The sequence below is a fragment of the Planococcus kocurii genome (genome assembly GCF_001465835.2).
Taxonomy (GTDB): domain Bacteria; phylum Bacillota; class Bacilli; order Bacillales_A; family Planococcaceae; genus Planococcus; species Planococcus kocurii.
On sequence record NZ_CP013661.2, the window covers coordinates 2105958 to 2129750 of the forward strand.

23 protein-coding genes and 1 riboswitch are annotated in these 23793 nt (G+C 42.4%); of the genes, 18 read left to right on the top strand and 5 right to left on the bottom strand.

Going from position 1 to position 23793, the window contains the following annotated elements:
- Window positions 1-363: 363 nt before the first annotated feature.
- Genes modA through AUO94_RS10405 form a run of 5 tightly spaced genes read left to right on the top strand, consistent with a single transcriptional unit; the run spans window position 364 to window position 4055 of the window.
- Window positions 364-1134 carry a molybdate ABC transporter substrate-binding protein gene (modA, locus tag AUO94_RS10385; RefSeq protein WP_058384143.1) on the top strand — a complete coding sequence of 257 codons (771 nt, stop codon included), beginning with the start codon at window positions 364-366 and terminating at the stop codon, window positions 1132-1134.
- The gene (gene modB / locus AUO94_RS10390; RefSeq protein WP_058384144.1) at window positions 1131-1814 is read left to right on the top strand and encodes a molybdate ABC transporter permease subunit; all 684 of its coding nucleotides are present in this window, start codon (window positions 1131-1133) and stop codon (window positions 1812-1814) included. Before modA ends, modB begins: the two co-directional genes overlap by 4 nt.
- A 4-nt stretch (window positions 1815-1818) precedes the next feature.
- Entirely contained in the window at window positions 1819-2457 is a 639-nt protein-coding gene (locus AUO94_RS10395; RefSeq protein WP_058384145.1) for an ATP-binding cassette domain-containing protein, read from the top strand.
- 59 nt (window positions 2458-2516) lie between these two features.
- Entirely contained in the window at window positions 2517-3536 is a 1020-nt protein-coding gene (locus AUO94_RS10400; RefSeq protein ID WP_058384146.1) for a ThiF family adenylyltransferase, read from the top strand.
- A gap of 18 nt (window positions 3537-3554) precedes the next feature.
- Window positions 3555-4055 (top strand): MogA/MoaB family molybdenum cofactor biosynthesis protein, encoded by a 501-nt coding sequence (locus AUO94_RS10405; protein ID WP_058384147.1) that lies wholly within the window; start codon window positions 3555-3557, stop codon window positions 4053-4055.
- An 89-nt stretch (window positions 4056-4144) separates the two neighbouring features.
- Here AUO94_RS10405 and moaC read toward each other — a convergent pair whose 3' ends face one another.
- Complete coding sequence (gene moaC / locus AUO94_RS10410) at window positions 4145-4630, bottom strand: cyclic pyranopterin monophosphate synthase MoaC (RefSeq protein WP_058384148.1); 486 nt, start codon at window positions 4628-4630, stop codon at window positions 4145-4147.
- A gap of 212 nt (window positions 4631-4842) precedes the next feature.
- Here moaC and AUO94_RS10415 point away from each other — a divergent pair, with 212 nt between their 5' ends.
- Window positions 4843-5469 carry a Yip1 family protein gene (locus AUO94_RS10415; protein ID WP_058384149.1) on the top strand — a complete coding sequence of 209 codons (627 nt, stop codon included), beginning with the start codon at window positions 4843-4845 and terminating at the stop codon, window positions 5467-5469.
- A 38-nt stretch (window positions 5470-5507) separates the two neighbouring features.
- On the opposite strand, the gene AUO94_RS10420 is transcribed toward AUO94_RS10415, so the two are convergent.
- Both AUO94_RS10420 and AUO94_RS10425 read right to left on the bottom strand, forming a co-directional pair.
- A complete protein-coding gene (locus tag AUO94_RS10420; protein WP_058384150.1) occupies window positions 5508-6314 on the bottom strand; it encodes a DUF2382 domain-containing protein in 807 nt (268 codons plus the stop codon).
- A gap of 132 nt (window positions 6315-6446) precedes the next feature.
- Complete coding sequence (locus AUO94_RS10425) at window positions 6447-7247, bottom strand: YsnF/AvaK domain-containing protein (protein WP_058384151.1); 801 nt, start codon at window positions 7245-7247, stop codon at window positions 6447-6449.
- A gap of 216 nt (window positions 7248-7463) precedes the next feature.
- On the opposite strand from AUO94_RS10425, the gene rpmG reads away from it, so the two are divergent.
- The 5 genes from rpmG (at window position 7464) to AUO94_RS10450 (ending at window position 10871) form a co-directional block, all read left to right on the top strand.
- Window positions 7464-7613 carry a 50S ribosomal protein L33 gene (gene rpmG, locus AUO94_RS10430; protein WP_058384152.1) on the top strand — a complete coding sequence of 50 codons (150 nt, stop codon included), beginning with the start codon at window positions 7464-7466 and terminating at the stop codon, window positions 7611-7613.
- A 47-nt stretch (window positions 7614-7660) separates the two neighbouring features.
- Window positions 7661-7930, top strand: coding sequence for a 30S ribosomal protein S14 (gene rpsN / locus AUO94_RS10435; RefSeq protein ID WP_058384153.1), 270 nt, complete (start codon window positions 7661-7663; stop codon window positions 7928-7930).
- 204 nt (window positions 7931-8134) lie between these two features.
- The gene (locus tag AUO94_RS10440) at window positions 8135-8947 is read left to right on the top strand and encodes an alpha/beta fold hydrolase (RefSeq protein WP_058384154.1); all 813 of its coding nucleotides are present in this window, start codon (window positions 8135-8137) and stop codon (window positions 8945-8947) included.
- 13 nt (window positions 8948-8960) lie between these two features.
- On the top strand, window positions 8961-9899 hold the full coding sequence (locus AUO94_RS10445; protein ID WP_237150104.1) for a GGDEF domain-containing protein: 939 nt from the start codon (window positions 8961-8963) through the stop codon (window positions 9897-9899).
- 132 nt (window positions 9900-10031) lie between these two features.
- The gene (locus AUO94_RS10450; protein WP_058384156.1) at window positions 10032-10871 is read left to right on the top strand and encodes an STAS domain-containing protein; all 840 of its coding nucleotides are present in this window, start codon (window positions 10032-10034) and stop codon (window positions 10869-10871) included.
- 48 nt (window positions 10872-10919) lie between these two features.
- Here AUO94_RS10450 and dapA read toward each other — a convergent pair whose 3' ends face one another.
- Window positions 10920-11810 (bottom strand): 4-hydroxy-tetrahydrodipicolinate synthase, encoded by an 891-nt coding sequence (gene dapA / locus AUO94_RS10455; protein ID WP_058386826.1) that lies wholly within the window; start codon window positions 11808-11810, stop codon window positions 10920-10922.
- Between the two features lie 127 nt (window positions 11811-11937).
- Window positions 11938-12116: riboswitch (Lysine riboswitch) on the bottom strand.
- Between the two features lie 105 nt (window positions 12117-12221).
- On the opposite strand from dapA, the gene AUO94_RS10460 reads away from it, so the two are divergent.
- The 6 genes from AUO94_RS10460 to AUO94_RS10485 all read left to right on the top strand — a co-directional run bounded on the left by AUO94_RS10460 (window position 12222) and on the right by AUO94_RS10485 (window position 20319).
- Window positions 12222-12833, top strand: a complete 612-nt coding sequence (locus AUO94_RS10460; RefSeq protein WP_058384157.1) for a class I SAM-dependent methyltransferase — start codon at window positions 12222-12224, stop codon at window positions 12831-12833.
- A 57-nt stretch (window positions 12834-12890) separates the two neighbouring features.
- Complete coding sequence (gene ypfJ, locus AUO94_RS10465) at window positions 12891-13736, top strand: KPN_02809 family neutral zinc metallopeptidase (RefSeq protein ID WP_058384158.1); 846 nt, start codon at window positions 12891-12893, stop codon at window positions 13734-13736.
- A 143-nt stretch (window positions 13737-13879) separates the two neighbouring features.
- Window positions 13880-15046, top strand: coding sequence for a TraB/GumN family protein (locus AUO94_RS10470; RefSeq protein WP_058384159.1), 1167 nt, complete (start codon window positions 13880-13882; stop codon window positions 15044-15046).
- Window positions 15047-15167: 121 nt separating this feature from the next.
- The gene (locus tag AUO94_RS10475; protein ID WP_058384160.1) at window positions 15168-15413 is read left to right on the top strand and encodes a hypothetical protein; all 246 of its coding nucleotides are present in this window, start codon (window positions 15168-15170) and stop codon (window positions 15411-15413) included.
- A 100-nt stretch (window positions 15414-15513) separates the two neighbouring features.
- Complete coding sequence (locus AUO94_RS10480) at window positions 15514-18561, top strand: efflux RND transporter permease subunit (RefSeq protein WP_058384161.1); 3048 nt, start codon at window positions 15514-15516, stop codon at window positions 18559-18561.
- A 546-nt stretch (window positions 18562-19107) separates the two neighbouring features.
- Complete coding sequence (locus tag AUO94_RS10485) at window positions 19108-20319, top strand: NupC/NupG family nucleoside CNT transporter (protein WP_058384162.1); 1212 nt, start codon at window positions 19108-19110, stop codon at window positions 20317-20319.
- Window positions 20320-21072: 753 nt separating this feature from the next.
- On the opposite strand, the gene AUO94_RS10490 is transcribed toward AUO94_RS10485, so the two are convergent.
- Window positions 21073-21882 carry a nuclease-related domain-containing protein gene (locus AUO94_RS10490; RefSeq protein ID WP_237150105.1) on the bottom strand — a complete coding sequence of 270 codons (810 nt, stop codon included), beginning with the start codon at window positions 21880-21882 and terminating at the stop codon, window positions 21073-21075.
- A gap of 601 nt (window positions 21883-22483) precedes the next feature.
- Here AUO94_RS10490 and AUO94_RS10495 point away from each other — a divergent pair.
- On the top strand, window positions 22484-23782 hold the full coding sequence (locus tag AUO94_RS10495; RefSeq protein WP_058384163.1) for an NCS2 family permease: 1299 nt from the start codon (window positions 22484-22486) through the stop codon (window positions 23780-23782).
- Window positions 23783-23793 lie beyond the last annotated feature (11 nt).

Here is a 23793-nt window from a genome sequence, read left to right on the forward strand (position 1 = left end):
AATATAGATACGATTCTCATTCTCTATTCTAACCTAAATATCTCCCAAAAGAGCGGGAGGGATCAGACTGTAGAAAAAGTCTCATTAAAGTGAATAGCGGTGTATAACTTCCAAGCGGGCTAACCACTTCGCTTTCCGTGGGCTCAGCGCTTCGTCCGCGGAAAGCGTCCGTTTGATGCGGAGGATCCCACATAAATACGAGACAATGAATTACTATTCTTTTGTCTACAAGCTGGGAGGGATGTTCTTTCTAAAGTTTGTTCGGAAAATGATTCAGCTTCTCTGCTACGGAAGTTATACTGTAAGTACAGAAGCTTCACTGGAATAGCTGAGCTCTACTTTAATGCATGAGGAGTCCTTAAAATGAAAAAAACGATGGGTCTTATAAGCTTGGCTTTGTTGATGAGTGGTTGTAGCAATACTTCGGCAAATGACGAAAAATTGTTAGTTTCAGCAGCCTCTAGTCTGACAGATGTACTGAAAGAAATGGAACTGCAATTTCATGAAATCGAACCGAATATTGAGCTGACCTTCAATTATGGCTCATCTAGTAAGTTGAGAAGCCAAATTGAACAAGGCGCACCGGCCGACTTGTTTTTGTCAGCTAGTGAAACAGATATGGAATTACTGGAATCCCAACAATTAATAAATATAGATAGCGTTGAGCCGTTTGCTGAAAATCAGCTCGTTTTAGCGTCATTAGAAGAATTTCCGGAAACAACTGATTTTCAAGAACTCGTCTTGAATACAGAAGAAAAGATTGCGATTGGAGAACCGGACAGTGTTCCCCTTGGCGCCTATTCAAAAAAAGCATTAGAAAACGAAAACTTGTGGAACTCCCTTAGTGCTCGTCTAATTTATGCAAAAGATGCTCGTCAAGTCGTTACTTATGTGGAAAGCGGAAATGCAGAACTCGGAATTATTTACTCATCAGATGCGGTTATTTCCCGGGAAATAAGTGGGACACTTGAAGTGCCAGGGCAGACAGACCCTATTATCTATCCAGGGGCAGTCGTTGCAGATTCCGCAAATCAGCCTGCAGCAACTGCTTTTTTAGAGTTTGTCACCAGTTCAAAAGGGCAAGCCATTCTTAAAGAATATGGATTTATGTCCCCAGCTGGAGAAACGCCATGATGGCTTATGATTTGTCTCCACTTTGGTTATCGCTCAGAGTCGCAGTGATTTCAACGTTATTTGTGTTTGTCGTGAGTCTTGCGCTGGCTCGCTTTATGACGAGACGTGATTTTTTCGGCAAAAGTTTTCTTGAAGCGTTGATCCTATTGCCTCTAGTATTGCCACCGACAGTAATTGGCTTTGGGTTAATTGTGTTGTTTGGCGTAAATGGGCCACTAGGTATGTTACTTGAACAGTGGTTCGGCTTTCGCGTAGTGTTTACATGGATTGGTGCAGCAATTGCTTCGTTTGTTGTGTCGTTGCCGCTTATGTATCAAAGTGTTCTCGCCGCTTTTGAAAAAGTAGATCCGCGCTGGGAAAATGTAGCGCGAACTATGGGCGTTTCTGAATGGCGAATTTTTCGGACCATTACGTTTCCACTTGCCTGGTCGGGTATATTGGCCGGATTAATCTTAGCTTTTGCACGCGGCATCGGTGAATTTGGTGCGACGCTAATGATTGCCGGCTATATTCCAGGGGTAACAGAGACCATACCACTGGCTATTTATTTTGCTTATGAAGCAGGCGATATGGAAAAAGCTTTGTTTTGGGTATTGATTGTGTCGTCACTCGGAGTAGCTGCAATTACGTGGGTGAATTATTGGCGTAAAAAGACCGCTGTACGAATCGGAAGGGAATGAGCAAATGCTGCAAGTGGATTTCAAAAAGCAATTAGAGCATTTTAGTTTAACGATGCAATTTAGATTGGATAAGGAAATTTTAGCATTGGTTGGCTCTTCTGGTTCGGGTAAGACGACGCTATTAAACTGCATCGCAGGTATTGTCCATCCGGATGTTGGTGAAATTTCATTGAATGAACGAAAATTTTATAGCGATGATCAAAAGCCACTAAAAATACAAAAGCGCAAAGTTGGTTATTTATTTCAAGACTATGCACTATTTCCGCACTTGACCGTAGAACAAAACATTCTTTACGCAGTGCCAAGAGAAAGCGCTATTGCACATATTACGGAATTAACGAAAATTCTTGGCATTACAGGTTTGTTAGGAAAATACCCACACCAAATTTCAGGTGGCGAAAAACAGCGTGTCGCATTGACGCGTTCGTTAGCCGCACAACCCGATATTTTGTTGTTGGATGAGCCTTTTTCAGCATTGGACGATGCCAATCGTGACCGCTGCCAAAATGAACTGTTGCGAATTCACGAAAAGTGGCAGATTCCCATTATTTTCGTAACACACCGAATTGCGGACGCTGAAAAATTAGCCGACCGTATTATGAGAATTGAAAAAGGACAGATGACTGAAGAAACGGTGCGCTGAGAATATAGAAAAGTATAAAATCGTTTGAGAGATCAAGCGGCTAGAAAGTGGGAATCACAGTGGATGAACGTTATTCAAGACAAGTCTTATTCAAACCGCTTGGTGAGTCGGGGCAGCAACACTTATCACTTGCGGCCGTTACCATTGTTGGTTGCGGAGCTTTAGGTTCAGCGATTGCAGAAACCTTGACACGAGCTGGTATTGGAACGATTCATTTGGTCGATCGTGATTACGTTGAAGTATCCAATTTGCAGCGCCAGCAATTATTTACGGAAGAAGATGCGCGTCAAATGATGCCCAAAGTGGCAGCGGCTGAGCAAAGACTAAAAGCCATCCGCAGCGATTTGCAATTATTTACGTATTTAGAACATCTCGATGCAGCGGGAATGGAAAAGTTGGCAGCAGTCAGTGATTTGATCTTGGATGCGACGGATAATTTTGAAACACGGTTGTTGATCAACGACGCTTCTGTAAAATTTGGTGTACCTTGGATATACGGTGCTTGCGTTGGCAGTTCAGGTGTTGTGTTTCCATTTGTGCCAGGAGAAAGCTCATGTTTTCGTTGCTTAATACCGGTGCTTCCTGCCATTAATGAAACGTGCGATACAGTCGGCATTATCTCTCCAGCTGTTCAAGTAACAGCTGCGTTACAATGCACCGAAGCATTAAAATGGTTGAGTAACAACCGTGATGCACTGCGTAAAAAAATCCATCATTTCAATTTATGGGACAATAGTCAAATAGATATTGGCGTTTCGCGCATTAAAGATCCTAACTGCAAAACGTGCGGAGAAGATGCGGTATTCCCGTCACTCAACGAGACAGTCGCAAGTGCTTATGCCGTTTTATGCGGACGCGATGCTGTACAAATATTGCCTGATGCGAACCGTCCGATTACGTTAGACGACGCCGAAAAGGTCGGCAACCGATTAGCAGCTGGTGTAAAAAGAACGCCTTATTTTGTTGAACTGAAAGTATTCAATCATCGCATGGTCTTGTTCGGTAATGGCCGCTTGCTAATTCACGGCGTTCACAATATAGCAGAAGGTCGGAAATTATATCACCAAGTATTTGGCTAATCAGAAAGGGGAGATTGGATGTCGGAAACGTTTCACACAGACCATCAAGTGCGCATTGCAGTATTAACTGTTAGTGACACCCGGACAGAAGAAACGGATACTGGGGGTCAGCTCGTACAGAAAATGGCTAAAGATAATGCGCTAGAAGTTAGGGATTATGCGATCGTTCAGGATGATATTGCAAGCATTCGATTAAGGATTTCTGACTGGTTGGAGCAAGATGATATAGATGCGATTATTACAACTGGTGGAACGGGAATAGCGAAACGCGATGTCACTTTAGAAGCTGTTCAGTCGCTGTTTGAAAAAGAAATATCCGGATTTGGAGAACTCTTTCGTTACGTAAGCTTCACTGAAGATGTCGGCACTAAAGCACTTCTTAGCCGAGCGGCAGCAGGAGTAGCCAATGACAAAGCCATTTTTGTATTGCCAGGATCTCGCGGCGCTGTAAAGCTGGCGATGGAGCGATTGATTTTACCGGAGATTAAGCATATTTACTCGGAATTGACGAAACATTAATCACGTTCATAATCACTGATTGAAAAACCCTGTGGCATTGTCAGTTGAATGACATTACCACAGGGTTTTTAAATTCATAAAGTAACAATTTAATCACGCGCATAATCAGATTTCCCGCCAGTTTTCTCAAGCAACATCGTCGGTCCAATGACCATTTCTTTGCCAGAAGCTTTGCACATATCATAAATCGTCAGTGCAGCAGCAGAAGCGGCGGTAAGGGCTTCCATTTCAACCCCTGTAGGTCCTTTTGTTTTTACAGCAACGGTCAACAACACTTCGAAATGGTTTTTTTCTTCATCAACATTCCATTCAAATTCAATATCGACTCCACTAAGTGCTAATGGATGACACATCGGAATGATTTGTGAAGTGTTTTTAGCTGCCATAATGCCAGCTACTTGAGCAACTGCAAAAACATCGCCTTTTTTATTGGTACCCTCTTTAATTTGTTGATAAATTGCTTTGTTTAACAAGACAGAAGTAGTCGCACGCGCTGTGCGGACACTGTCTTTCTTGTCGGAGACGTCGACCATCTTGGCACGACCTTGGGCATTAAAATGTGTGAGTTTTGACAATGAAATCATCCTTTCGCGAGTGAATAATGTCAGTATAGCATGACGGATATCGACTGCTTTAACTATTCAATCCGGTTACACCGATGTTTGCGAGAAGAATGCTTAACACCGCGTAGGTTGAATAAACTCTTATGATGGCTGTATTTTCTAATATTTACATTATTATTCCAGTATGTTTGAATAGAGAGAGTATAAAAAAAGGTGGAGATCAATTGAAAACGACAGAGTACCAAGATAATTTGAATCCGTTTACGGCTATTTGGACACGTCCGCGCGAGACCGTTCGATATGTGATTGAAGAAAAAGAGTCTAATTTTAGTTTTTTATTAATCGTGTTGTCAGGCTTTGTGGGAGGTCTTCTCAGTAGCCTGGATTCAGAGCTATTTCTTCCTGTATGGGGAATTCTTTTGCTAGCGTTACTAGGTGGACCGATTGGGGCTGTAGTAAGTACCGCGATTGGAGCTGGTATTTATTTGTTAGTAGGTCGGTTATTTAAAGGCGAAGCTACATATACTGAAATGTTTCGTGCAATTTTAACAGGACAAATTCCACAAATCTGGCTTTTTCCGCTTCTGTTATTTTGGATGCTCGTATTTCCGGAAACTTATTTTGTAGAGTCTGACCAACTGCCATTTGAAGATACGAATCTACTGTCAATGATTTTTTTTCTTATTTTAGGGGTAGTGTCTATTTGGACGTTTGTTGTTCAGTGTAAAGCTGTAGGAGAAGCACATAGACTTTCTGCTTGGAAAGGGTTTTTCATCATTGTTCTTCCTGGGATCGTGTTTATTGGAGTCATTGTGGCCATTATTGCCGCGGTTCTAACGACAATTATGTAAGTTATCAAAAACAAGGCAGCCAATAAGGCTGCCTTGTTTTATGGTTTTTCTACCTTATGAACAACTCCAGTTTCTTCAACATCGGCTACTTCTCGACGGACCGTCTCTTTGACAACCTCTACGTCTTGAACGGTACGTTTGCCAATGACAATTTCTTCTCGAATGACTTTCTTTTTGCCAATATCTAAACGTTCTTCGGACAGCGGAATGTAAATGGCATCGCCTTTTTCATACGCTTGCTGCGGTGTTAATGTATGTTCACTTTTTTCATTAGCTGTTTCTTCAGTAATGGGACGTCGGTTAATGACGATTTCCTCGCGCTCTACAGGTACTTGAATTTCTCTGTCTTCTTCGACCATTTTTTTATGAACTTGGACTTCCCCTGTCTGAACTTTTTCTTTATCAATGCTTAGCCGTTCTTCGTGTAAGGCAAGGCGTTGTTCTTCAGTAGCAATAGCTTTATTTGTTTGTTCAGCTGGCGAAGAGGGTTCGGATTGAAGTGCAGACAAGGGTTCGCTGCTTGTGTAAAGGAGGAGTCTACCATTCTCAACCTGCTGGAAATAATAATCTGTTTCTTCCGCGCTCAATCCCATCCGGTTAAAGGCATCTTTTGTGATGTCATCGCCGGCTAAAAAAGCAATGACTTTGCCTTTGAAATTGTCCCGGTCTTGTGTATCCACATGGACAGCTGTGTGCGTGATTAGCAACTCTATTTGTTCGTCATGTTTTGATACTAAATACAGTTCCTCTTCTTCGTATCCTACTGCTTTGAGTTCACCGACTGTAATCAGCACTTGTGCTTGCGCATCAAATAATCCAATGCGTTTGTTTTCTTTTTTATCCATGCCCAATTCCTCCCCTGTCAATTGTACCGAATTGCTTTGTTAAGGCTCATTTACCCGTAGTCACGTTCTAGATAAACCTCAACATCAAAAAGCGTATCCGAACAAAATCGTCCGGATACGCTTTTTTACCCATTAAAATAAATCGCGCTCATCTTTTTTCGGTTTTACTAGTTCATCAATATCCGCTTCTTCGTGTCGGACAGTTTCGCTCACCAGTTCGGAGTCTTGAACTGTGCGTTTACCGACAATAATTTCTTCACTAACGACGTCTTTCTTACGGACGTTGACACGCTCTTCTGAAACAGGAATATGAATCGTTTCTTCATCATCGTAAAGGTTTATATTTGCTGAATTAGTTGTATTAGAGTGGACTTCTTCGTTTACCGGACGACGTTCTACATAAACTTCTTCACGTTCAACTGGAATTTCGAGAGTTTGTTGTTCTTCGACAACGTGCTTTCCGACAGTTACTTCACCTGTCTGAACCCGTTTTTTGTCAACGCTTAGTCGTTCCTCGTGAAGACGTAGATGTTCTTCTTCAGCAGTAGTTGCTCGCGCCTCTGTTTGAGTATAAGTGTGTGGCTTGTACGATGCGCCGTAATCGCTATTCACGTAAAGCACTAACTTGCCGTTTTCGACTTGTCTGTAATATTCGTCTGCTTCGCCGCTTCCTAACCCCATTTGTATAAATGCATCATGCGTCGAGTCTCCACCAGAAATGAATGACTTGAATTTGTCCATCATATCTTCATCATCCTGGACATTTAAATGAACATCTGTCTGGCCTTGAACCATAGATAGCTGATCGTTACGCTTAGCGATCACATACATATCTTCTTCTTTATAGCCTTGTGCTTTTAATTCGCTAATTTTGTGTAAAACTTCTGCTTGTACATCATATGATTGAATCATTACTGTTTCTTTGTTTGTCATTTCTAATTCCTCCTAATAGTGATAGATCACCTATAGAGCAAGGTAGTGATAATTTACCCTGTTGTTTTTCAGAACAAACCCATTGGTTTTGAATAAGCAAAAATGCTATAGCTTGAAAATAAACGCTTGCTTTCCTGTTAACTTTTTAATACACTATAAAACGTAATGATTACTATTTGTGAAAATGGACGACAATGTACAAAAGGAGGGGAAAAGATGAGAGTCAATATCACGTTAGCGTGTACAGAAACAGGCGACAGGAATTACAGTACGACGAAAAATAAGCGGACAAACCCCGAGCGCATTGAGTTAAAAAAATACAGCCCACGTCTTAATAAAGTTACTATTCACCGGGAAACAAAATAATTTTTTGTGTAGTATAAAACGTAGCAATTACTTTTGGAGGTAATTTCATGGCTAAAAAATCAAAAATAGCACGTCATAATAAGCAACTGCAGCTAGTCGCGCAGTTTGCTGAGCAGCGACAAAGCTTTAAAGAACAAGGGAACATTCACGCATTAACCAATTTACCGAAAGATTCTTCTCCCACTCGTCTAGCTAATCGATGCTTGGTGACAGGAAGACCACGTGGATATATGCGGAAATTTGGGATGTCGCGTATTACCTTCCGGGAATTGGCGCATAGAGGTCAAATTCCTGGCGTTAAAAAAGCAAGTTGGTAAAACAAACCCAATCAAAAACAGCAGATAAAAATCTGCTGTTTTTTTAATTTATATAGAACTATCACAAAAAAAAGTGTTTTAACTAATAAAATTTTTTCTACCGGGCTCTTTTAAATATAACTTTTGATGCTATGATTAGGATATATTTAACTTATATATAAGAAAAAATTTGCAATAAGAAATGCACAAAGGGTGGTAATTAGAATGACAGTTCAAACAGCAAATGATATTTTAAAACGCAATAACGTTCAGGTTATTGGTCAAGGTGAAAAAACCTTAGTATTTGGTCATGGTTTTGGCTGCGATCAGCAAGTCTGGGACAATACCATTGTAGAATTTTCAGCAGATTATCGAATTGTCACTTTTGACTATGTCGGTGCAGGGAAAAGTGATAAGGCCGCTTATTCGACCGAACGCTATAGCACGTTAGACGGTTACAAACAGGATCTTCTAGAAGTTTGCGCTGCGTTAGCACTTGAGGAAATCTTATTTATTGGTCACTCTGTCAGCGCTATGATTGGGATGCTTGCTTCAATCGAACGTCCAGAGTTGATGGAGAAAATGATTATGATTGGACCATCTCCCTATTATCTGAACGAACCTGGCTACAATGGTGGATTTGAACAATCTGATATCGATGAATTATTGGATATGATGGAAATAAACTATAAAGAATGGGCGAAGTATTTGGCGCCTGTCGTCATGCAAAACGAGGAACGTCCTGAACTGGCTGCGGATTTTGAGCAATTATTGTGTTCAAATGACCCGATGATTGCTCGTCAATTCGCTGAAGTAACATTCACTTCAGATCTTCGTGACCAATTAGATAAAGTTACAGTACCTACGTTGATTCTTCAACCAAAATTTGATGCCATTGTACCATTAGAAATTGGTCAATATCTCCGCGATCATATCTCAGGTAGTCAATTGGTTGTAATGGAAGCAATGGGACACAATCCACATTTGAGTGATTCAGAGGAAACGGTAAAACGCATTAAGGCGTATTTAGCAGAATAGAGGAGTGAAAATCGTGGAACAGCAACTCGATAGAGCCCCTTGTGGTTATTTGGTTCTGGACCAGGAATTGCGTGTCGTTGAAATGAATAGCACGTTGCGGAATTTGACAAGCGTAGAAAATCCGCAGCATATCCATGATTTACTGACTATCGCTTCCCGGATGTATTTCCAAACGTACTTTACTCCTTCTATTAAAATGCATGGCACCGTAAATGAAATGTTTTTGACCTTGAAAAGTGCGGCAGGACATATGCCAGTCTTGATGAATGCAGTAGAGCAAAATGGTTTGTACGAATGTGCATTGATGCAGATGAGTGTTCGTGGTGAATATGAAAAAGAACTCCTATTAGCCAAACGTAATGCAGAAAAGATCAACCGTGAAACAGTAGAAGCCTATGAGAAACTACAACACTTAATGAGCGAAGTAGAAAGTAAACAGCAACAACTGATTGATCTCAACTCGACACTTCAACAATTGTCCATTACGGATTCGCTAACAGGCTTGAAAAATCGTCGCTATTTGGAAGAACGACTTCATGACTTTTTACTGCAGGCGCAAAATGGTCGAAAAGTGGCTCTTTTGATTTTGGATATTGATTATTTTAAGCAAGTTAACGATACATATGGTCACCAAATAGGTGATGCAGTATTGCAGGAATTAGCGTGGCATCTAGAAACGAAAGTTGGAGCGGCTGGCATTGTAGCACGTCTCGGAGGAGAAGAGTTCGTCGTCGTGATGCCAGACTCAGGAATTGAAGAAGGCTTAGCTATGGCTGACTCTTTGTGTAAACACATAGAAGCTGCTGACTGGATGCATGTACCCATCACGGTAAGTATCGGTGTCGCCGTTTATGCGCTTGGAGACGAAGTAGGAAGCTTGCTATCCAGAGCTGACAGTTTTCTGTACAAAGCAAAAGCTAATGGAAGAAATTGTGTCTTTGGCAATGAATAAAGAACTACCTTTAACATCCGTCTTTAAAAACGGATGTTTATTTATTGGGAGAAATAGGGAACTGGACTCATTGCAACCATTCATTTAACAGCTATAATTAGCGTACAAAATATCTTTGCCTCTGGAGGACTTATGGAAAAAGAGAATCGGTTATTGGGGGAACGCGTGTCGGCAGATAGAGAATTGATCGCACAATTGATCCATGAAGAAGTCAGCGCGAATCTTCAGGCTGAGCAGTTGCAAATGACGAAAGCCTTCATTGAAGTTGTAAATAACATTCGAACTGATTTTGTGGATTTGATCGGACAATCCATTAGCAATAGTTACAATATTCAAGAGGTCTATACGAAGATTCAACAATGGGGAGAAAAAACAGGTGATTTTTTTCTTGAAAACAATCGATCGCTAGAAGACGCACTTGCCGAAGTTTCTTTATTTCGAAAACACATCGGAACAGTCATCAAAACAGAAGCCCTTCACAAGAAGATTAACATTCAAATTCTTTTTGATAGTATGGAGACCTTTCATTCGTTACTGGATTATGCAGCTGTTTCCTATACAGAAGCCTACACAGTTTCATATCGACGAAAATTGAACTGCGCAAGAAAAGAATTTCTTGAACTTTCCTCACCCGTTGTCCCGGTCAGTGATCAGATTGCCATTTTACCACTAGTGGGTAGCATTGAAATGGACCGAGCTCGTTATATACTGGAGAAAACCTTACTAGCAGCAAATCAACTAAAAATTACGGTATTGATTGTAGATTTGTCAGGTGTCGTGAGAGTCGACTCAATCGTTGCAGAACAAATTATTAAAATCATCCAGTCGCTAAAGCTCGTAGGTATACGCTCGGTTCTCACGGGAATCCGTCCAGAAATTGCAGCGATGCTTATTGGTATTGGCGTCGATTTAAAAGACATTGAAATTGGTGGCAGCCTGAAACGCGTCTTACATCAGATGAATGTCACTTAACTAAAAAAACGCTGAAGTTCCTAGACTTCAGCGTTTTTTTTTAGTTAGTCAATTTGTTACTGCTTCTGAATGCAGACTGGGTAAAGACTTGTGTAACGTCAGGGTTTCTTCGTCAGTCAGTGCAATCATTGGTAACCGAACGCCCCCAGTCGAAACACCTGTCATGTGCAGTGCTGCTTTGATTGGAGATGGATTTGGCGCAGCGAACAATGCTTTCATTGTTGGCAATAACCGTCTATGAATAGCTGCTGCTGTTTTCACATCACCTGTTTTAAAACTCGTAATCATGTCTTGCATATCGTTGCCGATAATATGTGCAGCAACCGAAACGATGCCCGCACCACCGATAGACAGCATCGGTAAAGTCAGACTGTCATCGCCGCTATAGACAGTAAAAGATTCAGCTGTGTGTTCAATAATTTCTGAAGCAGCATCCAAATCACCGCTCGCTTCTTTAATAGAAACGATATTGTTAATTTGAGACAAGCGGATGACGGTTTCTGGAAGCAAGTTAACGACGCTACGTCCTGGAATGTTATAGAGCATGACAGGTAGATGAGTCGACTCCGCAATGGCTTGGAAATGTTGGAACATGCCTTCTTGTGAAGGCTTATTGTAATAAGGCGTAACTAGCATAATGCCATCTACGCCGACTTTCTCTGCTTGTTGAGTCAAAGAAATCGATGCCCGCGTATTGTTCGAGCCGGTTCCTGCGATGACCGGAATCCGTCCGGCAACAGTGTTGACGGTAAACTGGAACAATTCTATTTTTTCCTCTATCGATAAAGTTGGCGATTCGCCTGTAGTTCCTGCGACGACAAGACCGTCAGATCCATTAGCAATCAAGTGCTCGATTAAGTTTTGCGTTGCCGGAAAATCAATTTCCTCGTATTGGTCGAATGGTGTTACCATTGCTGTAATTACTTGGCCGAAATTCATACAGAACACACCCTTTTCTAATTTTTTTCGAAGCTTAGAGGTGAGAGGCCAGTCAGGAACAAACAAAAAAGCAGCAACAGGAGGTCCTGTTGCTGCAGTAGAAACAATGTTTACCATTTGCTCCTGTACATCAGATAGCCCTCCATATAGTTTCCTATATGACAGTCCTGCATTTATTAAATGCAGACCCAGCGCACGGAAATGTGAGATCTCCGCCACTTCGGCAAATCCCCCTTTCGGCAAACGTCAACGGATCTCATCATCCTCGTTTTGCGTACTAATGGTTTTTGCGCCTCTATCCTACTCTTGTAAAAACAAGAGCAAGAAATATTGAATTAGCTGTACTATAACAAATGTTTCTATTAATTGCAAGATGAAGAACGCAAAAAATTATAGCCGAGGAGAGATAGAATGAGTGAGCAAGCCTATGACCAACTGCTAGTGATTGCAACAACAGGAAACCAGCAAGGATTTAACGCCTCTTTGCATCATAATCGTTATGAGCCTACACCTTACGATTTACTCGACAAATTGTTTGAGCATTATAGCCTGTCTCCTGAAGATTGTATCGTTGATGTTGGTTGTGGAAAAGGGCGCTTGAATTTTTATGTGCATCATTTTTTTGGTGTAAAAAGTGTAGGCATCGAAATGAATCCGACATTTTACACAGAAGCCCTCGAAAATAAAAAACAGTACGCGAAAAAGCACAAAGGTGCAGAGTTTCACATTAACTTTTGTAATTGCTTAGCTCAGAAATACCCAGTTACAGCAGACGATACCGTATTCTATTTCTTTAACCCTTTTTCAGTGGCGATATTCATCGCATTTGTGAATAAAATTTTAGCTTCAGTCGAAAAATCTCCACGGACGGTAGACGTGATTTTGTTTTTTGCCTCTCAAGACTACAGTGATTATCTGGAAACTAACGGAGTTTTTCAGCTAATAGAAGAAATTCAATTGTCGGATTTCCATAAAGATCCGCGCGAACGATTTTTAATTTATCGATTGTCTAAAATGGATTAGAACTAGTGCTCTAAAGGGTATGTTTACAGTAAAACAATTGTGAAACGAGGGACCCCTATGGAATGGAAAGGTAGAAAAGCCAGTAGAAACGTTGAAGATCGGCGAGGGAAAGGTGGAGCGCTAGTAGCAGGAGGCGGCATCGGCGGTATTTTAATTGTGTTATTAGTGGCTTTTTTAGGAGGCGACCCAGGTGTCATTCTTGATCAATTGGGTGGATCCTCAGGAACGACTTCAAACCAGTCTTACGAATCAACTCCACAAGAAGAAGAATTGGCTGAATTTGTGTCAGTCGTTCTAGCGGATACGGAACAAGTTTGGACAGAAGTTTTTAAAGAAGAAGGCATGGAATATGTTGAGCCGACACTCGTTTTGTATAGTGGCAGCGTCGAGTCTGCCTGTGGAACAGCAGGCGCAGCCGTCGGACCCTTTTATTGTCCAGGCGATTACAAACTTTATATTGATTTGAGTTTTTACAATGACCTACAAACCCAATTTCAAGCACCCGGTGATTTTGCCATGGCGTATGTCGTGGCACACGAAGTTGGACACCACGTTCAAAATCTTCTTGGTGTTATGGAAGACGTGCAGCCACTTCGCAGCCAGCTTAGTGAAGAAGAATACAATAAAGTGCAAGTACGCTTGGAGTTGCAAGCGGATTATTTGTCGGGCGTCTGGGCCCACCATGCGCAAGGTATGGGCTATTTAGAAGAAGGTGACCTAGAAGAAGCATTGACAGCGGCAAGTGCGGTAGGGGATGACACCATTCAACAGCGGTCCCGTGGTTACGTTGTACCTGAGAGTTTTACACACGGTAGTTCCGAACAGCGCCAGCGATGGTTTAAAAAAGGCTTTCAAGCCGGTAATTTAAAAGAAGGCGACACGTTTAATGCAACTGATTTGTGATGGCACCTAAAGTGAAAATCACTTTTAGCATGCAAATAAAAGGGTGCAGCATTGATATTTTTGCTGATGTGATTCATTATATAAAATAGACAGTCTTTTCATTTCGTATGGAAAGAAATATAGCTCTGCGAAGGAAGTACAGCATGTTGGATGACAATATCACACGCCTAGAATACAACGGCAAAGAATTAATCCTAATCGGTACGGCACACGTTTCTAAAGCTAGTGCAGAGCAGGTGAAAGCCGTCATTGAAACCGAGCGACCGGATTCGGTATGCATCGAATTAGATGCGCAGCGCTATGAATCGGTAACTCAAGACAGCAAATGGAAAGAAACCGACATTTTCAAAGTGATCAAAGACAAAAAAGCAAGTTTGTTACTCATGAATTTGGCTATTTCCTCTTTTCAGAACCGTCTTGCAGATCAGTTTGGCATCAAACCTGGACAAGAAATGATTCAAGGGATTGCTTCTGCTAAAGAAACTGGCGCAGAATTGGTACTCGCTGACCGCAATATTCAAGTAACGTTTTCGCGCATTTGGGGCAATATCGGTTTTATGGGGAAAGCGCAATTGCTGACTTCCGTATTCTTTAGTATTTTCAGCAAAGAGACGATCTCAGAAGAAGATTTGGAAAAGATGAAGTCACAGGATACCCTCAACGCGGTAATGAATGATTTTACCCAATCTTTCCCTAAACTGAAAGAGCCGCTCATTGACGAACGAGACCAATATTTGGCGCAAAAAATTAAAGAAGCTCCTGGTCAAAAAATTGTCGCGGTTCTTGGTGCAGCACATGTTCCAGGAATCATTAAAGAAGTCCACAACGAACACGATTTGGAAGAACTGTCAAAAGTTCCAGCCAAATCAAAGTGGCCGAAAGTTATCGGTTGGGCGATTCCGTTAGCATTGGTCGCTATGATTGCCATCACGTTTATGAATAACCCTGCGGCTGGTCTCGACCAAACGATTAGCTGGATCCTTTGGACCGCATGTCTTGGGGCAATAGGTGCTGCTGTAGCTTTCGGTCATCCATTAGCAATTCTCACTGCTTTTGTCGGGGGTCCGATCGGTGCACTACATCCATTGTTAGCGGCAGGCTGGTTTTCAGGACTTGCACAAGCCTATGTTCGTCGCCCGAACGTTGGGGATTTCCAAACTTTATCGAAGGACGTGTTTACGCTTAAAGGCTTTTGGGACAATAAAGTTACGCGTGTTCTACTGGTTGTGGTGTTAACAAATTTGGGTACGGCAGCAGGCAATGTAATTGGTGGATTAGACGTTATTCGTTTGTTTTTCCAAAACCTATAAGTAGATTTCCTACCGGACGGCGAAACTTTGCTGTCCGGTTTTTTGTTTTTCTATTGTTGCTGATAGTTTAAGAACGGGTATATATAACAAAAGATCATTAGAAATAAGGAGGCGCATGGAGATGAGCTTTTTTCTAGTAGGCATTTTACTGTGGTCGTTGGTCATTTTGTCCGTCGTGTTGGCAATAATTGGTTTCTGGAGGGGTTCCTGGCAAGCGTTAGCCTGGAGCGGAATTGCTTTGCTTCCACCGATGCTACTTATTTATATGGGGGGAGATGGAGTTTGGTTCCAGTTTGGTATCTTGTTGCCGATCCTTTTGTTGGTTGCTGCTTTTTTGATGAAACAGCAAAAGACACCCAATTCGTAATCGGCTGGTAATTTCAGCCGATTTTTCTAAGCATGCCACTGGTAATTCCAAAGCCATAGTTATACAATTGTTATACAAAAAATGCAGAGGAGACAGGCCAATGAAATATCTATTAGATCGAAGCAAGTTATTCATATTTTTAATTTTAATCTTATCGATCGTTGGGGCATATGTCTTTATCACATTACCGCAACGTGAGATTCCGGAAACCCCATCAAACCTTGTTTTAATTTCAACAATTTTGCCAGGTGCAGGGCCTGAGGAAGTGGAAACGTCCATCACCAATCTGCTCGAGCGTGAAATCCAACAAGTAGATGGCATTGCATCGCTGCAATCCGTGTCTGCCAATTCTGCTTCCATCATTACACTGGAAATAGAAGATGGTGAGAATCCGGATGAGTTAATCAACAGTATCCAGCAACAAGTAGGAAATGCGACATCAGGATTTCCTGATAACGCATCAGAAACAACGGTGGAAAAACTAGATTTAACTTTCCCCTTAGTGTCGTACATGTTCTATGGGGATAAAGAAGAACTGAAAAATATGGAAGATGCGTTAGCCACGCTTTCTGAAGAAGTAGAAGCCGTTTCAGGAGTTGCTGGAACAACGGTTAAAGGATTAAACTCACAGCAAGTTCTAATTGAACTCAATAGTGAAGAACTAGCCGCTAATGGGCTTCAGCCATTTGAAGTACTCCAATCGCTTCAACAAGCAAATCAGCCATTGTCACTTGGCACACATGATAATGGCAACGAGCAAGTGAGCCTAACTGTGCAACAAGGTCAAGGCATCGACAAACTAAAAGAACTACAAGTAGGTGCAGCAGCAGTACCACTTGAAGATGTTGCAACGATCGAGACGGTAGATCAAGAAACAGAAGACATTGTAACGTTTGAAGGCGAAGACGCCATTTCGTATACGGTCTTTTTGCAAACGGCACAAGACGTTCCTTCTGTAGATGATAAGGTCTCTAAAGTTATTGAAGAATTTGCAGCTGATCTTCCAGCTGGCGTTCAAGCTGAGAAATACGAATCTCAAGCTGATAATGTGAATCAAATCTTCGACAGCCTATATGTTTCATTGGCCATCGCTGTCTTAGCTGTTTTGATCGTCACAACAGCTGGATTAACGTTGTATGGATCTTTTGCAGTCGCGTTAACTGTCTTAGCTTCCGTACTCATCGGGATGATCCCAATTCCGTGGTTAGGCGTTGACTTGAACCAAATCTCAGTGATTGGCCTCATTATTGCCATCGGTATTTTAGTCGATGACAGTATTGTTGTTAACGATAATATTCAGCGGCGTTATAAGCTAGGGGATTCCGCTCGCGATGGAGCGATTACCGGCGTCCGTGAAGTATACCCGTCGATTATTTCTTCTAGTTTGGCAATTGTCGTGACATTCTCTCCATTGTTATTGCTATCAGGCGGTAATGGTGCGTTTATCAAGGCCTTGCCAAGTATTTTAATTACGACAATATTAGCTTCAACGGTGCTGTCGATTACACTTGTACCCATGATGCAATATTTGAAAACGAAACGAAGAGCAAAGAAAATTTCAGATACCCCTGGATTCTTAGGGAAACCACTCGAGAAAATTGCGTTGTTTTATTCGAATAAAGTATTGCGTGGCGTATTAAAACGCCCTCTACTTGTTGGCGTCGGAGGCTTGTTAGTCGCGACAGGATTATTATCTCTTGCGCTCTTTACGCCTTTTGAATTTTTCCCAGCAGCTGACCGTGAAGAGGTAACGATGAACGTCCGCCTTGCAGAAGGCACAACGATTGAAAATACGGATGAATTTCTTGCTAACTTAACGGAAGAAGTCAAATCTGAAGATGATAACATTGCTGAAATTTCAATCTTTTCAGGTGAAGGATTACCAAACTTGTTTGCCTCTTCAATGAACAACACAGGAGGCAACACCGGTCAAGTGGTATTCCGTATTGATCGTGAGCAAACAACCGCTTCGGACTTTATCGATAAATGGCAGCCCGAGTTGCGTGAACGTTTCCCAGAAGCCGAAATTTTCTTGGATACGATTGTACAAGGGCCACCTGTAGGAGCTCCAGTTACAGTGGATATTACAGGTGAAGATATTGAAGAATTGGCGTCTATACGCGATGGATTAAAAGCGCAATTGTTGGCAGAAGGCGCTACGATTGTTACCGATAATTTAGGAGCTGCGGTTCCAGCGATTGAGTATGTACCAGATCAACAGGCGCTACAAGAAAACAAAATCGCGCTTAGTTCAGTGACCAATCAACTCCAGCTGTTGACACAAGGTGTGCCTCTTTACACTATTTATGAAGGTCAAATGCCATACCAAGTGTTCTTGAAGCAATCAGGCATTGACGATGGTCAACCAATTGACTTGTCTCAGTTTGAAGTTCCGGCGCTTAGTGAACAAGGACCACCGACATTGGTGCCGATGAATGAGTTGCTAACACCAGAAGACACAACGAAATTGTCACAGGTACCGCATAAAGAAGGAGACCGTTCGATTACAATTCGTGCATTTGGTGACATTGATGACTTTGAAAACAAAATGTTGGCTGTCATTGACAAAGAGCGTGAGTCATTGACAGATGGCTACGAATTATCGACAGGTGGAGAAAACTCTGATCAAGAAGCTTTCTTTGCTGAAATTGGTCTATTGTTCTTAGTTGTCATTTTGTTAGTGTACTTAGTTATTGCTTTCCAGTTTAAATCGTTTAGCTTACCATTCCTTGTGTTGATCGCTGTTTACTTAGGTATTTCTGGTGCAATTCTTGGATTGTTCTTAACGCAAACACCGCTAAGCTTCCTTGGCGTTATGGGAATTGTTTCCCTGACAGGGATTGTTGTGCGAAACGCAGTTGTGTTGATTGACTTTGTAGAAACACGTCGTCTATCAGGAGACTTTGATATTAAGGAAGCCATTGTCGAATCAGGCTATGCCCGTATCAAACCAATCCTTTTGACAACTATCACGTCAATCATCGCACTCGTGCCAGTCGCCTTATCAGGAGATCCATTATTTGAACCATTAGCCATTACAATCATTGCAGGACTTGCATTCTCAAGCTTGTTCACACTGGTGATGATTCCATCACTTTACTTGGTATTTTACCGTGTGAACCGTCGCAGAAATCAAGTGACAGAATAACAATAGACTGCGCAGCCTTTGGGTTGTGCAGTTTTTATTTGAATGATGAGTATTTGAAAGTGAGCAGATCAGTAATAAAGTAACGTTGATCGAAAGAGTGAGTTATAAAGGGGATTCAACAGAACAAGCAGGTGACATGGCGAAAGCTTCGTTTTTGCTAGTGCGTAGGGCTGAGTCTTTCCGGCAATGCTCAATCCGATTCTGCGCGCTACAGTTTCACCTCGTAACATGAATAACTTAAGCCATACTGTGAATACGACAGACAAAGAATCAGATTTCAGGTGCTGGAGTGAACATCCGAAGTATTATCGGAGTAGTTTCAGCTTTTTTTCTAAGAAAATGACTTACTTTAATGAAGGAAGAGACTAAAAAAATGAAACAAAGCGTGTCACAGCGGGATAGGTGGACAATGTATGCGTTATCATTTTGTCACACGATAGTCATTTACTTCTTTCACTAGATTTGGTAAGATGTCTGACGACAGTAGAGTTAAACAATGTATTTGCTTAATTTTCTGATAAAAATATATATAGATGAGGTGAAGTTGTGAATTTATTGTGGGGCATCTTTGGCGTATTCGTTGTTCTTGGAATCGCCTTCTTATTATCAAGCGGCAAGAAGTCTATCAAGCCACGGACAATTCTCGGCGGATTAGCCATCCAGATTACATTTGCATTTATGGTACTAGAATGGGAATTTGGAAGAAAAATGTTGTTAGGTCTTTCGAATAAAGTCCAAAATGTAATTGACTATGCAGGTGAAGGAATTGCTTTCTTATTTGGTCCAGCGGCTGACATTGGTGGATTTGGATTTGTTTTTGCCTTCCAAGTTTTGACAATCATCATCTTCTTTTCTTCTTTAATCTCAGTACTATATTACTTAGGTGTTATGCAAATTGTCATCAAAATTCTAGGAGGCGCATTATCGAAGCTTCTTGGAACGAGTAAAGCAGAGTCAATTTCAGCAGCAGCGAATATTTTCGTTGGCCAAACAGAAGCACCGCTAGTCATTCGCCCCTTTATCGCGGGGATGACCAAGTCCGAATTATTTGCAGTTATGACAGGGGGACTGGCTTCTGTAGCAGGTTCTACTCTGGCGGGTTACGCACTTCTTGGTGTACCGCTTGAATATTTGTTAGCTGCAAGTTTCATGGCTGCTCCAGCCGGGTTGATCATGGCTAAAATCATGATGCCGGAAACAGAAGAAGTCGAAGAAAAAGAGTTTGTTATGGAAAAAGACGAAGCTTCAGTTAACGTCGTAGATGCAGCAGCACGTGGTGCGTCTGACGGTCTTCAATTGGCGTTAAATGTGGGCGCGATGTTACTTGCATTTATCGCATTAATTGCTTTACTAAATGGTGTACTTGGCGGCATCGGTGGATGGTTCGGTTTTGGTGGTTTGACTATCCAAAGTATTTTAGGTGTCATTTTTGCACCGCTTGCATGGGCAATTGGTGTACCTTGGGCTGAAGCAGTCCAAGCGGGTAGCTTTATCGGACAGAAGCTAGTACTTAACGAATTTGTTGCGTATTCAGCTTTTGCTCCTGAAATTGCCAACTTGTCACCTAAAACGGTCATCGTTGTCAGCTTTGCTCTTTGCGGATTCGCAAACTTAAGCTCATTGGCAATCTTACTTGGCGGACTTGGTGCGATCGCACCAAGTCGTCGTTCAGATATTGCTCGTCTTGGCATGCGCGCCGTTGCGGCGGGTGTACTCGCTTCATTATTGAGTGCAGCAATTGCCGGAATGTTCGTGTAAAAAATAAACTAATGAGGGCCTGCAGCTATTGCAGGTCCTTTTTAGGTTTTGAGGCGAATAGCTGCGGCATATGCACGCTCGGGGAGAAATACGCACGTTCGGGATGCAGATATGCACGCTCGGGGAGAAATACGCACGTTCGGGATGCAGATATGCACGCTCGGGGAGAAATACGCACGTTCGGGATGCAGATATGCACGTTCGTGGAGAAATACGCACGTTCAGCGAAGGCTTACGCAAGCTCGTAGAAAAATACGCACGTTCGGGATGCAGATACGCACGCTCGTGGAGAAATACGCACGTTCAGCGAAGACTTACGCACGTTCGTAGAAAAATACGCACGTTCAGTGAAAAAATTAGATTTTAGTGCTTTTCGCCAGCGAAAAGCGAGGCATCTGGATTTTGGTTTGTGTGTGTGAGGCGAATGAAGGATGAGCGGCGAATAGCTGCGGCATACGCACGCTCGGGGAGAAATACGCACGTTCAGTGAAAAAATTAGATTTTAGTGCTTTTCGCCAGCGAAAAGCGAGGCATCTGGATTTTGGTTTGTGTGCGTGAAGCGAATGAAGGGTGAGCGACAAATAGCTGCGGCATATGCACGCTCGGGGAGAAATACGCACGCTCGGGGTGCAGATACGCACGTTCACCGAGATTTCTGCACGCTCAAGCGAGACTTACGCACGTTCGTAGAAAAATACGCACGTTCAAAAAACTCAGCAAAAAAGCTTCCCACTCTAACGGGAAGCTTTTGCATTATTCTCGTATGCAATACGAGGAGGCTTTTGATTCTCCGGTTTTCTCTAAATCCAATTGACCAAGCAACCTGGTGGCAACCGCACGTGATGCGAATCCGCAGAAATTACGAAGCTTTTGATTTGTTATGGTCGGCCCTACAAACGTGAAATATTCTTGAAGAGCCAAAAGGTGCGCAGATGCGTCTCGTACTCCGCAATAATCGCAAACCCAGCTACGCTTGTTCCGTTGCATCGTAAAAGCTTTGCAAGTTTGACAATAGACGCCAGGTTGTAAATCTATTGGATCAATAAAATAGTAAGCGCACAAAGGGAGTTTTTTATAAGGGGTTTGATTGGTCAAAATCAATTTCTTGAGTTTGGTCAGTTTTATCATTTCGGCTTCGAGGGGGAAAGCCTGTAGAATTTTCAAAAGGTATTCGATCATTTGGTAAGTCTTACAACTAGCAACACCGCGTGGTTTGGAAATAAATTCACTGTCTTTAGCGGTGAAAACAACCAAGCCAGATACGGGTAAATTAATTTTATGCAGTTTAAAATATTGTGTCAGAAAACGAATATGCTTATTCAGCTGGATTTTCGGATTTTCCATAACCGTTTTTTCTCCTGCGGAATTAATACGGAAAAATTCATCCGTCTGTTCATCAAAATGGAGTTGGCCACTAATGTTTTTAGACTCAATGATGATTACGCAACGCTTAGTCAGCAATAGACCATCCATTTGGACAGACCAGTTGTCGATTTTCAAGTTTACATCCCATAAGATATGAAACTCTCCTTCAAAATGGAATTCATTGAATTTCTTCTGCATCCGATTTTCTCCACGCTTTCCCGCCGTAATCCAGTAGAGCTCCCTTTCAAGAAATTGCCGTTGTGGATGGTGACAGCTAAGCCTTGCTAGAAGTAACGTTAAAGCATCTGCTTGTGTTAATAAACTAATTTTTTTCGTTATGTCGTTCCCTCCTTTGTGTGAATTACTTGAATTATAGCACTCGCAGCTTTCTTGCAAAAGCTTATTTTTAAAACCCTAATTACCGGCTTTTCGCGAGCGAAAAGCGATAAAACCAACTAGTTTTTCGGGGATACGCACGGTCGTGGAGAAATACGCACGTTCAACGAAGGCATACGCACGGTCGTGGAGAAATACGCACGTTCAGCGAAGGCATGCGCACGGTTGTGGAGAAATACGCACGTTCAGCGAGGGATACGCACGGTCGTGGAGAAATACGCACGTTCAGCGAAGGCATATGCACGGTCGTGGAGAAATACGCACACTCACATCCCAAATACCCACCCGCCAAGCGAAACACCTTGACAGTGTCTTCTTTTTAGATTACACTCCTACCTTGGCTTACCTATTTCGATAGGCAGAGCGGGTAGGGAGAGGGCTAATTTAATAGAAGGTTATGACGATGTTTAATTGGATGGATCGGTTTTTCGGTCTTCAGGAAAATGACACGACAGTTAAGCGTGAAATGACAGCGGGCTTAATCGGCTTTTTTACGGTGGTCTACATTATTGCCGTCAATGCGCTGATTTTGTCGGAAGCCGGCATGCCGCTTGAAGCAGCGATTGTTGCGACGATTGTGGCGTCGGTCTTTGGCTGTTTGCTCATGGGCTTTTGGGGCAATGCACCGATTTTGTTAGTGCCAGGTATGGGCATTAATGCGCTATTTTCGTACACGATGGTTCAGTCTATGGGCTTGTCTTGGCAGGAAGCGCTAGCGGTAGTGTTTGTTTCCGGTGTGATTTTTGTGGCGGTGGCTTTTACGCGTTTTGCGAAAATGCTGAGTGCCGCCGTGCCGCATTCGCTGAAAGAAGCCATCACTGTCGGGCTCGGCTTATTTCTTATGCTGATTGGTCTAGAAAAAGGCGGCATTGTTGAGCGTGGCACGAGTTCGATTTTGGCACTTGGTTCACTTGCGGATGCGCATGTATTGGCCACTGTTTTGACGGTTATTATTGCGGTAGTGTTGTTTATTCGCAATGTGCCAGGGAATTTCCTAATTACCATTGTTGTGGGAACAGTCATCGCGGCGTTTTTCGGCCTTATCGACTTTGGCAGCATGAACGAGTCGTCGATCAACGCGACAGAAGCTTTTGCAGTATTTGGGGCTTTGTCTTTTGGCAATATCCTGTCTACCACGTTTTGGGTTGCGGTATTTTCTCTGACCATGGTGCTAGTGTTTGAAAACATTGGGCTGGTTCATGGGCAAGTGGCGTTTATTGAGCGCCCTGAGAAATTCAGTCGTGCTTTTCAGGCAACGTCTGTGTCTGCGATGACGTCGGGAATTTTTGGTACGAGTCCAACTGTAGCGACAGTTGAAAGTGCTGCGGGCATGACAGCTGGCGGCCGGACGGGATTAACGTCGATTACGGCGGGATTGTTGTTTTTGGTCGCTTCGTTTTTCATTCCGGTCATCAAGCTGATACCAGATAGTGCAATTGCGCCAATCTTAATCATCATTGGTTTTTTGATGCTGCAAAACATTAAAAGCCTTAATATGACCGATATGACGGAAAGCTTTCCAGCGCTTTTAATTGTGGCGTTGATTCCGTTTACGTACAGCATTGCCGATGGAATCGCGATCGGCTTTATTATGTACCCGATTTTAAAAATCGCTGTCGGCAGAGGACGCGAAGTATCTCCGACGCTCTACGTCATCGCTAGTTTATTCCTGGCGAATTTTGTTTTTCATTATTTAGGATAAACAATAGATGG

What these genes read in the sequence shown, in the direction of transcription:
- AUO94_RS10460 (WP_058384157.1), top strand. Translation starts at nt 12,222, where the DNA reads ATGAGTGAGCAAGCCTATGACCAACTGCTAGTGATTGCAACAACAGGA.
- AUO94_RS10420 (WP_058384150.1), bottom strand. Translation starts at nt 6,314, where the DNA reads ATGGATAAAAAAGAAAACAAACGCATTGGATTATTTGATGCGCAAGCA.
- AUO94_RS10425 (WP_058384151.1), bottom strand. Translation starts at nt 7,247, where the DNA reads ATGACAAACAAAGAAACAGTAATGATTCAATCATATGATGTACAAGCA.
- dapA (WP_058386826.1), bottom strand. Translation starts at nt 11,810, where the DNA reads ATGAATTTCGGCCAAGTAATTACAGCAATGGTAACACCATTCGACCAA.
- modB (WP_058384144.1), top strand. Translation starts at nt 1,131, where the DNA reads ATGATGGCTTATGATTTGTCTCCACTTTGGTTATCGCTCAGAGTCGCA.
- AUO94_RS10480 (WP_058384161.1), top strand. Translation starts at nt 15,514, where the DNA reads ATGAAATATCTATTAGATCGAAGCAAGTTATTCATATTTTTAATTTTA.
- ypfJ (WP_058384158.1), top strand. Translation starts at nt 12,891, where the DNA reads ATGGAATGGAAAGGTAGAAAAGCCAGTAGAAACGTTGAAGATCGGCGA.
- rpmG (WP_058384152.1), top strand. Translation starts at nt 7,464, where the DNA reads ATGAGAGTCAATATCACGTTAGCGTGTACAGAAACAGGCGACAGGAAT.
- rpsN (WP_058384153.1), top strand. Translation starts at nt 7,661, where the DNA reads ATGGCTAAAAAATCAAAAATAGCACGTCATAATAAGCAACTGCAGCTA.
- modA (WP_058384143.1), top strand. Translation starts at nt 364, where the DNA reads ATGAAAAAAACGATGGGTCTTATAAGCTTGGCTTTGTTGATGAGTGGT.
- AUO94_RS10470 (WP_058384159.1), top strand. Translation starts at nt 13,880, where the DNA reads ATGTTGGATGACAATATCACACGCCTAGAATACAACGGCAAAGAATTA.
- AUO94_RS10450 (WP_058384156.1), top strand. Translation starts at nt 10,032, where the DNA reads ATGGAAAAAGAGAATCGGTTATTGGGGGAACGCGTGTCGGCAGATAGA.
- AUO94_RS10440 (WP_058384154.1), top strand. Translation starts at nt 8,135, where the DNA reads ATGACAGTTCAAACAGCAAATGATATTTTAAAACGCAATAACGTTCAG.
- AUO94_RS10490 (WP_237150105.1), bottom strand. Translation starts at nt 21,882, where the DNA reads ATGCAGAAGAAATTCAATGAATTCCATTTTGAAGGAGAGTTTCATATC.
- AUO94_RS10405 (WP_058384147.1), top strand. Translation starts at nt 3,555, where the DNA reads ATGTCGGAAACGTTTCACACAGACCATCAAGTGCGCATTGCAGTATTA.
- AUO94_RS10475 (WP_058384160.1), top strand. Translation starts at nt 15,168, where the DNA reads ATGAGCTTTTTTCTAGTAGGCATTTTACTGTGGTCGTTGGTCATTTTG.
- AUO94_RS10495 (WP_058384163.1), top strand. Translation starts at nt 22,484, where the DNA reads ATGTTTAATTGGATGGATCGGTTTTTCGGTCTTCAGGAAAATGACACG.
- AUO94_RS10395 (WP_058384145.1), top strand. Translation starts at nt 1,819, where the DNA reads ATGCTGCAAGTGGATTTCAAAAAGCAATTAGAGCATTTTAGTTTAACG.